Source organism: Nonomuraea sp. NPDC050202 (genome assembly GCF_040656115.1).
In the GTDB taxonomy this organism is placed as follows: domain Bacteria; phylum Actinomycetota; class Actinomycetes; order Streptosporangiales; family Streptosporangiaceae; genus Nonomuraea.
The window spans coordinates 43,133-57,370 of sequence record NZ_JBFALF010000011.1; the positions used below are offsets into that span (position 1 = coordinate 43,133).

The 14,238-nt window shown below is 72.1% G+C and carries 12 protein-coding genes; 2 read left to right on the forward strand and 10 right to left on the reverse strand.

The genetic code is table 11. The features are described from left to right. Window position 1 precedes the first annotated feature (1 nt). From AB0I79_RS27730 to AB0I79_RS27775, 10 genes are read right to left on the reverse strand one after another with little or no spacing between them, the layout of a single operon-like run. Window positions 2-1,156 carry an aminotransferase class I/II-fold pyridoxal phosphate-dependent enzyme gene (locus tag AB0I79_RS27730; protein WP_357878371.1) on the reverse strand — a complete coding sequence of 385 codons (1,155 nt, stop codon included), beginning with the start codon at window positions 1,154-1,156 and terminating at the stop codon, window positions 2-4. Continuing rightward, complete coding sequence (locus AB0I79_RS27735) at window positions 1,156-1,896, reverse strand: class I SAM-dependent methyltransferase (protein ID WP_357878374.1); 741 nt, start codon at window positions 1,894-1,896, stop codon at window positions 1,156-1,158. Before AB0I79_RS27735 ends, AB0I79_RS27730 begins: the two co-directional genes overlap by 1 nt. A gap of 10 nt (window positions 1,897-1,906) precedes the next feature. Next, entirely contained in the window at window positions 1,907-3,178 is a 1,272-nt protein-coding gene (locus AB0I79_RS27740) for a class I SAM-dependent methyltransferase (protein ID WP_357878377.1), read from the reverse strand. Window positions 3,179-3,196: 18 nt separating this feature from the next. After that, window positions 3,197-4,180 (reverse strand): dTDP-glucose 4,6-dehydratase, encoded by a 984-nt coding sequence (gene rfbB, locus AB0I79_RS27745; RefSeq protein ID WP_357878379.1) that lies wholly within the window; start codon window positions 4,178-4,180, stop codon window positions 3,197-3,199. Window positions 4,181-4,212: 32 nt separating this feature from the next. After that, window positions 4,213-5,565 carry a nucleotide disphospho-sugar-binding domain-containing protein gene (locus tag AB0I79_RS27750; protein WP_357878382.1) on the reverse strand — a complete coding sequence of 451 codons (1,353 nt, stop codon included), beginning with the start codon at window positions 5,563-5,565 and terminating at the stop codon, window positions 4,213-4,215. A gap of 5 nt (window positions 5,566-5,570) precedes the next feature. Further along, a complete protein-coding gene (locus AB0I79_RS27755; RefSeq protein WP_357878385.1) occupies window positions 5,571-6,938 on the reverse strand; it encodes a condensation domain-containing protein in 1,368 nt (455 codons plus the stop codon). Next, window positions 6,935-8,014: a 4-hydroxyphenylpyruvate dioxygenase gene (gene hppD / locus AB0I79_RS27760; RefSeq protein WP_357878388.1), complete on the reverse strand. Its 1,080-nt coding sequence runs from the start codon at window positions 8,012-8,014 to the stop codon at window positions 6,935-6,937. Before hppD ends, AB0I79_RS27755 begins: the two co-directional genes overlap by 4 nt. Before the next feature lie 3 nt (window positions 8,015-8,017). Then, a complete protein-coding gene (locus tag AB0I79_RS27765; protein ID WP_357878391.1) occupies window positions 8,018-8,230 on the reverse strand; it encodes an MbtH family protein in 213 nt (70 codons plus the stop codon). Window positions 8,231-8,240: 10 nt separating this feature from the next. Further along, window positions 8,241-10,004, reverse strand: coding sequence for a non-ribosomal peptide synthetase (locus AB0I79_RS27770; protein WP_357878394.1), 1,764 nt, complete (start codon window positions 10,002-10,004; stop codon window positions 8,241-8,243). Window positions 10,005-10,015: 11 nt separating this feature from the next. Next, a complete protein-coding gene (locus AB0I79_RS27775; protein ID WP_357878397.1) occupies window positions 10,016-11,233 on the reverse strand; it encodes an NAD(P)/FAD-dependent oxidoreductase in 1,218 nt (405 codons plus the stop codon). 147 nt (window positions 11,234-11,380) lie between these two features. On the opposite strand from AB0I79_RS27775, the gene AB0I79_RS27780 reads away from it, so the two are divergent. Together AB0I79_RS27780 and AB0I79_RS27785 are read left to right on the forward strand one after the other, a co-directional pair. Further along, window positions 11,381-12,673, forward strand: coding sequence for an extracellular solute-binding protein (locus AB0I79_RS27780; RefSeq protein WP_357878400.1), 1,293 nt, complete (start codon window positions 11,381-11,383; stop codon window positions 12,671-12,673). 66 nt (window positions 12,674-12,739) lie between these two features. Then, the gene (locus tag AB0I79_RS27785; RefSeq protein ID WP_357878402.1) at window positions 12,740-14,227 is read left to right on the forward strand and encodes a multicopper oxidase family protein; all 1,488 of its coding nucleotides are present in this window, start codon (window positions 12,740-12,742) and stop codon (window positions 14,225-14,227) included. Window positions 14,228-14,238 lie beyond the last annotated feature (11 nt).

A 14,238-nucleotide genomic window follows, 5' to 3' on the forward strand; every position in this document is an offset into this window, starting at 1 on the left:
GTCACGCGACGAGGCGGCGCCCCGCGCGGGAGATCGAGTCCCTGATGGCCCGGCAGACGGCCGCCACGTCGTCCGGCTCCACGGTGGGCCCGGTGGGCAGCGAGAGCACCCTGCTCGCCAGCGCCTCGGCGCGCGGCAGCGGCAGCGGGACGTGCCGCTCGGGCGCGGACCGGTACGGCTCCACCTGGTGGCAGATCGGCGAGAAGTAGCGCCGGGCGTGGACGTCGTACCTGAGCAGGTCCTCCAGCACGGTCTCGCGGGAGATCCCGGCCCGCGCCTGCTCCACCTCGATCACGAGGTACTGGTGGTTGGCGCGCTCGCCGGGCGCCTGCCCGCGCACCGTCACCCCCGGCACGCCGGCCAGGTGCTCCTCGTAGAGCTCGTGGTTGCGGCGGTTGGCCGCGACGATCGTGTCGATCGCGTCGAGCGAGGTCAGGCCCATGGCCGCGCAGAACTCGTTCATCCTGGCGACCGTGCCGGGCCCGGCGATCCGGCCGGCCGGGTCGATGCCCTGGTTGCGCAGGGCCCTGACCCGGGCGGCGTACGCGTCGTCGTCGGTGACGATCACGCCGCCCTCGACGCTGTTGACGAACTTGGTGGCGTGGAAGCTGAAGATCTCCGCCGTGCCGAACCCGCCGACCGGCTTGCCCCGGTAGGTGCAGCCGAGCGCGTGCGCGGCGTCGAACAGCAGGACCAGGCCGTGCTCGTCCGCGAGCCGCGTCAGCGCGTCCACCTCGCACGGGCGGCCGAAGACGTGCACGGCCAGGATGCCGCGGGTCCTGGGCCCGATCAGCCGCGCGACGTGCTCGGGGTCGGCGTTGGCGGTGGCCTCGTCCACGTCGCAGAAGACCGGCACGATGCCGATCCACTCCAGCGCGTGCGCCGTGGCGACCCAGGTGAAGGAGGGGACGATGACCTCGTCGCCGGGCCTGATGCCGGCGGCCCTGGCGGCGATCTGGATGCCCGTGGTGGCGTTGCAGGTGGCCACGGCGTGCCTGGTTCCGGCCACCCGGGCGATGCGTTCCTCGAACTCGCGCACCAGCGGGCCGTTGTTGGTCAGCCAGAGCCGGTCGAGCACGCCCTCGAGCCGCCGCAGCAGCCGCTCGCGCTCGCCCACGTTGGGCCGCCCGACGACCAGGGAGTCCCAGGACGCCATCACGCCACCCCGTCGAGCATGCCGACGAAGAGCCCTGGGCTGTTGGGGCGGCCGTTGGCGAGCCGGAACCCCGGCAGGAACTCGGTGCGGCAGCCGGCCGCCTCGAAGGCCGCCGTGTACTGCTCGCGGGTGAACAGGCTGGAGTACAGCACCTCGGAGAAGTCCTTGAACCCCGAGGAGTCGGCGATCCTGAAGCGCACCTCCAGCCGGCTCTTGCCGCCCTCGCGGCGCGAGTGCGTCATCCTGGAGACGACGCGCTCCTCCTCGACCAGCAGGTGCCCGCCGACGTGGCCGTCGAGGAAGTTGTCGGGGAAGTACCACGGCTCGACGACCAGCACGCCAGCCGGCGCCAGATGGGCTGCCATCGTGCCGACCGCCGCCCGCAGCTCCTCGGGCGAGCCCAGCTCGCCGACGGCGTTGCCCATGCAGGTGATGGCGTCGAAGACGCGGCCGAGGTCGAAGTCGCGCATGTCGCCGGGGTGCACGGGGACGCCGGGCAGCCGCCCCGCGGCCACCGCCCGCATGTCCGGCGACAGCTCCAGGCCCTCGACGTGGTCGAAGAGCTTGACGAACGTCTCCATGTGCGCGCCCGTGCCGCAGGCCACGTCCAGCAGGGACGTCGCGCGGGGCGTGCGGGAGCGGATGATCTTGGCGAGGTCCTGCGCCTCGCTCTCGAAGTCCTTGCCGCGGCTGCGGAAGATGAGATCGTAGTACTCGGCGTGTTCGGATCCGTATTCCATCGAGGCTCCTTCAGGCCACTGCGGCGGCGGGCTGTGCCGCGACGACTCTCGGCTGCGGGATGGGGATGATGAACCGCCCGCCCCGCCGCAGGAAGTCCTCCTCCTTGGACAGGATCTCCGCGGCGTAGTTCCACGCCAGCAGGAGGTAGTAGTCGGGCGCCTCGGCGCGCGCCTGCTCGGGAGAGCGCACCGGGATGCGGGTGCCCGGCAGCAGCTTGCCGTGTTTGAGGCTGGTGGTGTCGCTGCAGAAGCGCAGCTCGGCGGGCCCGAGGCCGCAGAACTGCAGCAGCGTGGTGCCCTTGGACGGCGCGCCGTACCCGGCGACGACCTTGCCCTCGGCGGCCAGGCCGCGCACCAGGTCGCGCACCTGCCCGATCACCTCGTGCGCGCGGCGGGCGAAGTCCAGGTAGACCTCGTCGTCCTCCAGGCCGAGCTGCCGCTCCAGTGAGTGGAGCTGCGCCACGACCGGTGCCGGCGCGCGCTCGGCGTCGGCCCTGGCCGCGAAGACCACGACGGAGCCGCCGTGCACGGCGGCGCGCTCGACGTCCACCAGCCGCAGGCCGTGCGACTCGAACAGGCGTCCCAGCGTGTGGACCGAGTAGTACGACAGGTGCTCGTGGTAGATCGTGTCGAACTGGTTCTCCTGCAGCAGGTCCACCAGGTAGGGCACCTCGATCGCCAGCACGCCGTCCGGCGCCAGCACCGCCGTCGCCCCGTCGAGCACGTTGTGCACGTCGTCGATGTGCGCGAAGCACTGGCGGCCCAGGACCAGCTTGGCCTGGCCGAGCTCCGCCGCCACGCGCCTGCCCTGCTCGCCGCCGAAGAACTCGGGCAGCGTCCTGACGCCGCGGGCGTTGGCGATCGCGGCCAGGTTCTCGGCCGGGTCCACGCCCATCACCCGCTGCCCGCGCTCCTGGAACATCGCGAGCTGGAGGCCGACGTTGCTGCCGAGCTCGACCACCAGGTCGCCGGGGGCGAGCCCGGCGCGGCTCTCGCACCACCCGACGATGCGGCGCATGTGGCCGATCATCTGGTCGGACTCGGAGGTGACGTACACGTAGTGGCGGAACAGCACGTCGGGCCGGATCACGTGCCTGATGGCCATGAGCCTGCAGCCGCGGCACACGATCACGTCCACCGGGTAGGCGGGCTCGTGCGCGGGCACCTCGCCGGGGTCGAGGAAGCCGTTGGCGAGCGGCACCGAGCCGAAGGAGGTGACCTCCAGCCAGTCGTCCCCGCCGCAGACCCGGCAGGTGTCGAGCCGTCGGACGATGTCCTGCATGACTACTCCTAGTGATCTTCAGCGGATGGCGGCCGCGAGCTCGCGGTGCTTCAGCGGCTCCCACCAGGACCGGTTGTTCCTGTACCACTCGACGGTCGCGGCCAGCCCGTCGGCGAACGCGACCGCGGGCGCGTAGCCCAGCTCCCGCTGGATCTTGGCGATGTCCAGGGAGTAGCGCAGGTCGTGGCCGGGGCGGTCGGGCACGTGCTGGACCAGGTCCCAGTCCGCGCCGCACGCGTCGAGCAGCAGGGCGGTCAGCTCCAGGTTGGTCAGCTCGCAGCCGCCGCCGATGTGGTAGACCTCGCCGGCGCGCCCGCGTTCGAGCACCATGCGGATGGCCCTGCAGTGGTCGGAGACGTGCAGCCAGTCGCGCCGGTTGTCGCCGTCGCCGTACAGTGGCACCGGGCGGCCCTCCAGCAGGTTGGTGACGAACAGCGGGATCACTTTCTCCGGGAACTGGTACTGGCCGTAGTTGTTGGTGCACCTGGTGACCACCACGTCCAGGCCGAGCGTCCGGTGGAAGGCCAGGGCCAGCAGGTCGGAGCCCGCCTTGGACGCCGCGTAGGGCACGTTGGGCGCCAGCGGCGACTCCTCGGTCCACGAGCCCCGCGCGATGGAGCCGTAGACCTCGTCGGTCGAGACGTGCACGAACCGGCCGACGCCGTGGCGCAGCGCCGCCTCCAGCAGCGTCTGGGTGCCGAGCACGTTGGTCCGCACGAAGTCGGTGGCGCTGATGATCGACCTGTCGACGTGCGTCTCGGCGGCGAAGTGGACGATCGCGTCCTGCCCCGCCGTCACCTCGTCGACCACGAGCGGGTCGGCGGTGTCGCCGTGGACGAAGCGCAGCCCGGGGTGGCCGGCGACGGGGTCGAGGTTGGCCAGGTTGCCGGAGTAGGTGAGCTTGTCCAGGACGGTGACCCGGGTGGCCGGCGCGTCGCGCAGCGTCGCTCTGACGAACTCCGAGCCGATGAAACCGGCACCGCCGGTGACCAGGATCCGCACTGTTGGTCTCCTCTGGGTAGGGGAAGTCGCGGTCACCTGGCGGCGGCGGTCAACCGCTCCAGGTCGGCGACGATGTCGGTGGGGCTGGGCGTGGCCAGCCAGTCCTCGTGGATGTCCTGCGCGCCCTTCTGGAAGGAGGGGTCGCCGAGCACGCGCCGCAGCTCCTCGCGGATCTGCGAGGCGGACTGCGTCTGGTGGTTCAGGCGGACGCCCGCGCCGCGCTCGGTCACGTACCGGGACGTGCGGCCCGCGGTGAGCTGCTTCTGGCACTTCAGGTCCCAGTCGATGCCGCCCTCGACGGGCGTGCCGACGATGCGGCTCGGCTCGTCGGTGTCGCAGATGAGCTGGGGCACGCCGGCGGCGGACGCCGCCACGAAGGTGCCGATGGAGCCGTGATGGATGATCGCCGAGCAGGTCGGCAGCAGCTGGTCCAGCGGCACGTACTCCACCACGCGCACGTTGTCCGGTGGTGGTTCCCGCAGGTCGAGGAGCTGGTTGGCGTCGAGCGTGGCGATCACCTCGATGTCCAGGCCGCCCACGGCCTCCATCAGCTTGGCCAGGCGGCCCCAGTCGCCCTTGAAGAACGTCCGCATGGACACGCCGAGCGACAGCGCGACCCGGGGCCGGGACGGTGGCCTGCGCAGCCAGCCCTCCATGAGGCCGCCGCCGGTGTAGGGCACGTACCTGACGGGCAGCCGCTCGACGCCGGTGGGCAGGCGCATGCCGGCCGGGAACGGGTCCACGGTCCAGTGGCCGAACAGCAGCTCCTCGTCGACCTGCTGGCCGTACTGCTCCGCCAGCGGCTCGATGACGCCGACGAGGGGGTTGCGCTCGCCGGTGCCCGCGAGCTTCTCGGCGGCCCAGGCGGTGTAGTCGGGCGAGTGCAGGATGCGGGCGTGGGCGGCGCCGCAGGCGCGGGCCGCCACGGCGCCGCAGGGGAACCACGGGTCCCACAGCACCAGGTCGGGCCGCCATTCGCGGGCGAACTCGACGACGGCCGTGATGTCCTGCCGCGGCACGGGCGGGTGGTAGTTGCGCATGGTGAGCAGCGCGAAGTGGTGGAAGACGTCCCAGGGGGCGCGTTCCGCCTCGCTCAGCCCGAGCGCGGCCACCAGCCGCTCGCTCTCCTCGATCGTGGGGATGAGGCCGGCGAAGCCCGGGTATCCGCGGTCGTGCACCGACAGCCGTTCCGGCTCGCCGCACGACACCGCCGTCAGCCCGGCGGCGGTGACCGCCCGGTGGAAGTCGGGCACGGCCACCCCCGTCGCGATGCCCGGCGGCGCGGCCACGCAGACCTGGTGCCCGGCCGCCTGCAGCGCCCACGCGTAGGGCACGACGGGCAGGAAGTGCGCCGGCGCGGGGAAGACGGTGAACATGACGCGCATCGCGATCACTCCATCGGGGAGTCGGGCGCGGCGACGCCGTAGCGGAGGATCCCGGAGAACTCCGCCACCATCGACATGATCGAGCTCTCGGTGAACAGGTTGCTGTTGTAGGCGAAGTTGCCGTAGATCTCGCCCGAGGGGTCGATGTCGAAGGTGAGCAGCGCGCCGTCCGGGATGTCGGTGCCGTTGGGCTGGGAGAACAGCCGCCCGCGCACCTCCTCGACCGCCAGGTCGCCGATCTGCTCCCCCTCCATGACGGTGGCGAACTGCCAGACCTGCAGCGCGCACAGCGCCCTGTCGTCCAGCGCCGCCTCGGCCATCAGCTCGGGCGACTCGGCGGCGATCTGCAGGAACGGGATCTCCCGCGCGTACGCCTCGACGCAGGTGCTCCTGGTCCTGTCGACCACCTGGCGGAAGCTCTCGCAGCCGGTGATGTCGGTACGCAGCGGCAGGAAGTTGAAGAACGGCCCGACGGTCTCCTGGAACTCCGGCTGCCCCCGGCCCGAGGTGATGGCCGGGATGACCAGGTCGGTGGCGCCGGTGAGGCGGTTCAGCAGCACGTTGTAGGCGGCCAGCAGCACCATGAAGGGGGAGCTGCGGTTGCGCTTGGCGAACGCCAGCGCCTCCTCCGACAGCTCCTTGGTCAGCGTGAACCGGTAGACCGGGCAGACCTTGCCCAGCCCCTCCGACCGGGCGTGGTCGGTCTTGACCGCCAGCATGCGGGCGCCGCGCAGCTTCTTGCGCCAGTAGCCGCGGGCGGCCACGGCGCCCGCGGAGCCGGCGTTCTCCTGCTGCCAGGCGGCGTACTCGTGGTACGGCCGCGCCACCGGCTGCTCGGGCACGTCGTGGCCGCGCCTGCGGGCGTAGCAGGTGACGATGTCGCGGATGAGCAGCTGCATGGACCAGCCGTCGCCCGCGGTGTGGTGCACGATCAGCGCGAGCACCGCGTCCTCGTCGTCGAACCGGCCCAGGACCGCGCGCAGGTGCGGCAGCTCCTGCAGGCTGTAGGAGCCGGACTCGATCTCGGTCAGCAGCTCCTCGGCCTTGCGCCCGCGGTACTCCTGCGCCGCCTTCGGCAGGTCGACCACGAGCAGCCGGGCGGGCGAGGGCGGCTGGATGGTCTGGTGCGCCACGCCGTCGCCCCGGGTGATCGTGGCGTTGAGCGAGTCGTGCTTGGCGGCGACCTCGTTGATCGCCTGGTGCAGCGTCTCGACGTCGAGCCGGCCGCGGACGCGCCAGCCCACGACGATGTTGTAGCGGGCGCTGAAGGGGCCCTGGCCGTCACCCTGGTCGAACAGGCGCAGGAACTGCTGGGTGAACGACAGCGGGTGGTGGGTCGTGGGCGGTGCCGAGGTGGACAGGGAAGTGGTCATGCTGCCGCCTCCGTACGGGCGTCGCGGTGGTTGGCGCGCTGGAGCTCCACGGCCTGGTAGAGCGCGGCGATGTTGCCGCTGCCGAAGGATCGGGCTCCCAGCCGCTCGATGAGCTCGAAGAAGAAGGTGCCGCGCGGGTGCGCGGAGCGGGCGAAGATCTGGTAGAGCTGGCCGTCGTGGTCCTCGTCGACGAGGATGCTGCGCTCCCGCAGCTCCGCCAGCGGGTACTTGACGGGCCGCACCCGGTCGGGGAGCAGGTCGTAGTAGGTGGCGGGGGTGGGCAGGAACTCCACTCCCCCGGCCCCGGTCGTGTCCACGGCGGCGGTGATGTCGGCGGTGCTCATCGCCAGGTGCTGCACGCCCGCGCCGCCGTGGGCGGCGAGGAACTCGTCGATGTGGCCGGGCTCCTTGGAGACGTCCGGCTCGATGAGCGTGAGCGTCACCGACCCGCTCTTGACGACCTCGGTCGTCATGGCCTGGTCGCCGACGGTGATGCGCTCGGCGAAGATGAGCTGGAAGTCCAGGACGTGCCGGTAGAAGTCCACGGTCGCGCCGAGCACGCCGGACGGCACGCACACGGCCAGGTGGTCCACCTCGGCCAGGCCCGCGTCGAGCCCCCCGGCCGTTGCGGGCATGGGCGCCGGCGTGGGCGCGAAGCCGGGCAGCGCGCGCTCGTCCAGGCCCTCAGGGCGCTGCACGAACGTGTGCACCACGTCGCCGACGCCCTGGACGGCGGCGGTGACGAAGCCGTCGCGGGCGCACGGCGGGGACACCGGCCGGGCGCCCCGGTTGACCGCGCTGCGGAAGGCGGCGGTGGCGTCGGCGACGCCGAGCGCGATGTCGGCCACGCCGTCGCCGTGCCTGCCGAGGTAGGCGGCGCCCGGGTGGTCACCGGCGGTGGGCTGGGTCAGCACGAACCTGACCAGGCCGGCGCCCACGGCCACGGAGCGGCAGCCCCAGGCGGTGGCCTCGGCGTAGGGGGCGAGGCCGTAGCCGCGGCTCAGCCGGGCCGCCTCCGCCGTCAGGTCGGCGACGTAGAAACCGATGTGGTCCAGGCGCAGGTCGTCTTTTGTCATGGCCTATCCCGCCTCCATCCGGGCGGCGAGGCTGCGGGGGCGCAGATCGGTCCAGTGCGCCGTGACGTACTCGACGCAGGACGGGCGGCCTGCGGGCCCGTACGCGCTCCGCCACCCCTCGGGCACGTCGGCGAACGCCGGCCACAGGCAGTGCTGGCCCTCGTGGTTGACCAGCACGCGGAAGGTCGTGTCCTGGTCGTCGAAAGGATTGTCCATCTCAGCTCTCTCACTGGCTGGTCACGGCGGACTCGAGCCATTCGTCCAGGCTGGCCACGGTGGGGGCGTCGAACAGGTCCCCGATGGTGAGCTCGACGTCCAGCGTCGTGGAGATGCGATTGACCAGCCGCATCGCCAGCAGCGACTGCACGTCGAGGTCGAAGATGCTGTCGTCGATCCCGATCCGGTCGACGCCGAACACGTCGGCGAACACCGAGCACAGGACCTCCTGGCGGGGGTTGAGCGGCGCCCGGTAGGTGGTCTCCGTGTCCGGCTCGGGGTCGGGCAGCGACGCGCGGTCCACCTTGCCGTTGGCGGTCAGCGGCAGCGCGTCCAGCAGCACGAACGCCGCGGGCACCATGTAGTCCGGCAGCATCGTCTTGACGTGCGCGCGCAGCGTGCCCACGGCGGGCGGCTCGCCGGCCGGCACGACGTAGGCGACCAGGCGTTTCTCGCCCTCGCGCAGCTCGCGCGCGACCACGGCGGCGTGGGCCAGGCCGGGGAAGCTCGCGACCGCGGCCTCCACCTCGGCCAGCTCCACGCGGAAGCCCAGGATCTTGACCTGGTCGCCGGCCCGGCCGATGAACTCGATCTGCCCGTCGGCGTTCCGCCTGACCAGGTCGCCCGTGCGGTACATGCGCTTGCCGGAGCCGGCGAACGGGTCGGCGACGAAGCGCTCGGCGGTCAGGTCGGCCCGGCCGAAGTAGCCGCGGGCCACGCCCCTGCCGCCGATGTAGAGCTCGCCCTCCAGATCGCCGGGGACGGGGCTGAGGCGGTCGTCGAGGACGTACAGCCTGACCTCCTCCATCGGCCCGCCGACCGGCACGCTCGTGACCGGCGCGGCGCCCGCGCGCAGCTCGGCGGTCGTCGAGAACAGGGTGACCTCCGTGGCGCCGTACATGGCGCGGACCACCGTGTCCGGGCAGGCGGCGTGCACCTGCCTGACCGCCGACGGGACGATCACGTCGCCGCCGGTGAGCACCTCGCGCACGCCGGACAGCCAGCCGGGGCCCTCCTCCGCCACGACGCGGAAGAGCCCGGCGGTCAGGTGCAGGGCGGTGATCTCCTCGCGGGTCACCAGCTCCTTCAGGCCGGCCAGGTCCAGCTCGCCGGGCGGCGCGACGACGATCCGGCCGCCGTGCAGCAGCGGCACCCACAGCTCGTACGTCGAGACGTTGAAGGCGTACGGGGCGACCATGAGCACGCTCTGGTGGTTGCCGGTGTCCCAGCACCGGTCCAGTGCCAGGCCGAGCACGTCCCCGTGGGTGACGGCCACGCCCTTGGGGCGCCCGGTCGAGCCGGAGGTGTAGATGACGTAGGCCAGGTTGCCGGGCTGGGTGGCGTCGGCCAGGGCCGCGGACGGCTGCGCGTCCGTCCTGGCCCGCTCGCCGGGCTCGTCCAGGACGAGGGTCCCGGGCGCGGACGGCAGGCCGGCGCCGGCCTTGGCGCGGTCGGCGAGCAGCACGGGGGCGCCCGACGAGTCGATGATCCACTGCTGCCGGTCGGGCGGGTAGGCGCTGTGCACGGGCAGGTAGCAACCGCCCGCCTTGAGGATCCCGAGCAGCGCCACGACGAGCTCGGCCGAGCGCTCCATCAGGACCGCGACCGGCGTCTCCGGCCCCACGCCGAGGCCGCGCAGGCGGTGGGCCAGGCGGTTGGCCCGCTCGTCGAGCTCCCGGTAGGTCAGGGCGGCGGGGCCGTCGGACACGGCGATCGCGTCCGGCGTGCGCGCTGCCTGCTCGGCGAGGTGTCCATGAACAGATGTCGGCACCATCAGGCACTCCGTCAGTCGGTGTGGAAGATGTCGTGGACGCCCGAGACGCCGGACAGCATCGTCGCGAAGTCGATCTTCCGCGGGCGCAGCCTGCGCGGGTCGAGCAGCTCCTGGGCCTTCTCCCAGTACTCCTCCTTGTGGCGGGTGCGGTCGTAGAAGAAGCGCACGAAGGCCAGCAGGGAGTTCAGGAAGGTGCGGTAGTCCTTCTCGTAGCGCGCCAGCACCTGCTCCTCGCAGGACGGGTCGCGCAGCGCGGCGTCCAGGGCGCCCGCCAGCCCGAGCGAGCCGCGCAGCGCCAGGCCGACGCCCGTGGACAGCAGCGGGTCGATGAAGGCCGCCGCGTCGCCCACCAGGGCCCAGCCGGGCCCGTGGAAGCGTTTGCAGGTGTAGGACCAGTCGCGGATGCTGCGGAAGGCGCTCGCCCGGGTGGCGCCCTCGGTCAGCGCCCTGACCTCCTCGGCCGCGGCCAGTTCCGAGGTGAACAGCTCCTCCAGGCTCTTGCCCGACTTCTTGTACTCGTCGATCGGGGTGACGTAGCCGACGCTCACCGTGCCGTCGTGCAGCGGGATGAACCAGAACCAGCCGTTCGGCCTGTTCTCGGTGACCGTGTCGCCCGCCCTGGTGCCGCCGTAGCGCTTGCAGCCCTGGAAGTAGGACCAGACGGCGATGTTGCGCAGGTCGTCGTGCCACTCGACCAGGTCGAAGTGGCGGGCCAGCACGTGCTGCTGCCCCGAGGCGTCCACCAGCAGGCGGCAGCGCGCGGTGCGCGGCTCCTGGTCGCCCTTGACGGTGTAGGTGACGCCGCAGATGCGGTCGCCCTCGAACAGGAAGTGCTTGACGGTGGCCTCCTCCAGCACCGTCGCGCCCAGCTCCCTGGCCCTGGCCAGCAGGACGGAGTCGAAGTCGGCCCGCCGCACCTGGTAGGTGTGCTCATAGTTGGCCGCCTCGGCGAACCGGAAGTCCCAGGTGCCCTGGTTCTTGCCCCACAGCAGCGTGCCGCCGTACTTCTTGACGAAGCCCATCTGGTCGAGCCGCGAGCGCAGGCCCAGCTCCTCCAGCGTGGGCATGGACCCCGTGATCAGCGACTCGCCGATGTGGTAGCGGGGGAACTTCTCGCGTTCGAGCACCAGCACGCGATGGTTACGTTTGGCCAGCAGTCCGGCCGTGCTCGATCCGCCGGGGCCGCCACCGATCACGACAACATCGAACTCGTCATGGGTACTGATCACCGTGCTCCTCCATTCGCCGCCATGCGACTCAGGAGTCAGGGTCACATCTCCCTGTTGGATCACTCATCCTCTGAATTGCTGTGTGGCTTCGCGCAACAGCGCACGTCACGAGATGTGCGGGCGCGGGGGCGTGGTCATGCTGAGGCGATGACAACGGTCGTCGACGTCTGGCTCGCGGAGCATCCGCTGCCGGGCTACCTGGATCCGATCAAGAAGCTGGCCGCCGGTTTCGAGGCCGCCCATCCGGGCTACCGGATCGAGGTCACCGGGTACGGCTTCCGCGAGCTGCCCGCTGAGGTGGCCAGGGCGGCCGGGCGCGGCCGGCCCCCGGACCTCGCCGAGTACTACGCCACCGCCACCCGGCTGGCCCTGGACACGCGGGGGCCGTCGGGCGCGCCGCTGTTCGTCCCGATCGAGCGGGCCGTCGCCGGTCGCGGCGAGATCCTCGGCGAGCGCGTCGTCCTCGCCGGCCTGGAGCCCGCCGTGCGCGGCTACTACACCTACGCGGGTGAGCTGGTCGCCGCGCCGATGACCGCCACCACGGCGGTGCTGCTCGGCAACACCGCGATGCTGGAGGCCGCGGGCGTCACCGCGATGCCGCGCACCTGGGGCGAGCTGGAGTCGGCCTGCGCCGCCGCCGGCTCGCCCGCCACCTGGGCCAACCACGGCTGGCTCGTCCAGCAGGCCGTGGCCGGTCAGGGCGGCCTGCTGGCCGACCACGACAACGGCAGGTCGGGGCGGGCGGAGAAGGTGGACCTGGCCTGCGAGGAGCTGCTGGCCTACGCCACCTGGTGGCAGCGCCTGCGCGAGCGGGGTCACTACCTGGACACGGGGACGCCGGAGGACTGGGGCGGCACGCTGCGCGCCTTCACCGAGCAGCGGGCGGCCTTCACCATCGCCTCCTCCGTCGTCGCCGGGATGGTCGCGAAGTCCTGCTCCGAGGCGGGCTTCGAGGTGGCGGCCTGCCCGCTGCCGTACAACGAGGGGGCGCCGCGCGCCGGGCACCTGGTCTCCGGGCAGGCGTTCTGGCTCGCCGCCGGGCTGCCGCGCGAGAAGGCGGACGGCGCGCTGGCGTTCCTGCAGTACCTGCTCGACGCCCGCAACGTGGCCGGGTGGCACCGCGTCTCCGGGTTCCTGCCGGTCACCGGCGCCTCGGTCGAGCTGCTGGAGCGGGAGGGCTGGTACGACCGGCACCCGATCCACCGGGCGGCCACCGACCAGCTGCGCGCGGCCGACGGCTCGCCCGCAGCGCTCGGCGCGATCGCGGGCGACCTCGCCGGGATCCAGGACCACATGACGGGCGCCATGGCCGGCGTCCTGCGCGGCGCGGACCCCGGCGCGCTGCTGGCCGAGGCGACGGTGCAGGCGCAGCGCCTGCTCGACGCCTACAACGACGACTGCGCCCGCGGGCTGACGCCGCGGCGGCTGGCCGTCAAGTGAGCAATACGGAAGATGACCGCTCCGGCGTGCGATGCCACCCTCGGAGCTGGCGATAGGAGTTCAGCCATGTTGAGCCGACGGCGCTTACTCGTTCTCGGCGGGCTGACGGGAGGCGTCGCGCTGGCCCCGTTCGTCCAGTCTGGGGACACGCGGAACGCGCAGCCGCAGCACGTGCACGGCCCCATGCACGGTGCTGTGCACGACCATGCGGGCCGCGTCCCCGCGGTCAGGTCGGGCCCGGCCGTCACCCCCTTCTCCGTCAGGATGCCGGTGCCCGCCACCCGCATCCCGTCGGTGCAGACCGCCGACACCGACATCTACCGGATGTCCGTCCAGCCGGCGACGGCCCAGATCCTGCCGGGGCTGAGCACGCCCGTGCTCACCTACGGCGGCGCCTTCTGCGGGCCCACCATCCGCGCCCGGCGCAACCGCAGGACGCTGATCACCTTCGACAACAAGCTCGGCCACGAGACCAACGTGCACCTGCACGGCGGGCGCGTGGCCGCCGCGCACGACGGCTACCCGACGGACGTGATCGCGCCGGGCTCGGGCAGGGCGTACCTGTACCCGAACGCCCAGCCGGGCGCGACGCTCTGGTACCACGACCACGCGCACCACCTCGAGGCCGAGAACGTCTACCGCGGCCTGCACGGGTTCTACCTGATCGACGACGAGGACGAGCGGCGGCTCGGCCTGCCGTCAGGCGGCTACGACGTGCCGATCATGCTGCGTGACGCGCTGTTCGACGACGCGGGAAACCTGGTCTTCGACCCCGCCGACCCCTACAACCGCCCCACGCTGCTGGCCAACGGCAAGCCGCAGCCCTACTTCGAGGTCGCCGCGCGCAAGTACCGGTTACGCCTGCTCAACGGCTCCACCCACCGCGTCTTCGAGCTGACGCTCGACGGCGCGCAGATGACGCAGATCGGCACCGACGCCGGTCTGCTGCCCGCGCCGGTGCCGGTGGACAGGCTGGTGCTGTCGTCGGGCGAGCGCGCCGACATCGTCGTCGACTTCGCCCAGGCCCCGCTGGGCGGCCACGTGACGCTCAACGACGTGGCCGGCGCGGTGCTGCGCTTCGACGTCGTACGCAAGGCCGCCGACCGCAGCAGGGTGCCCGCGCAGCTCCGCCCGCTGTCCCCGATGCCGACGGCCGTCCAGGACCGCAAGCTCGTGCTCAGCCTGGACCCGGTCAACATCAGGGCGCTGATCAACGACCGGGTGTTCGACCCGGCCAGGGTGGACATGCAGGTCAGGCGGGGCACCACCGAGATCTGGGAGGTCACCAACAGCGACACGAACGTCGGCGGCTCCGGGTTCGGCGTCCCGCACAACTTCCACACCCACCTCTCGCACTTCCTGCTCCTGTCCCGGGACGGCAAGCCGCCGCTGCCGGGTGAGGGCGGCTGGAAGGACACCGTACTCATCCAGCCGGGCGAGACCGTTCGCCTACAGGTCGATATCGGCTCCCACCTGGGCCGATACGTCTACCACTGCCACATGCTGGAGCACTCCGCCCTCGGAATGATGGGCCAGATGGAGATCGTCAATTAGTTCTCAAGGAG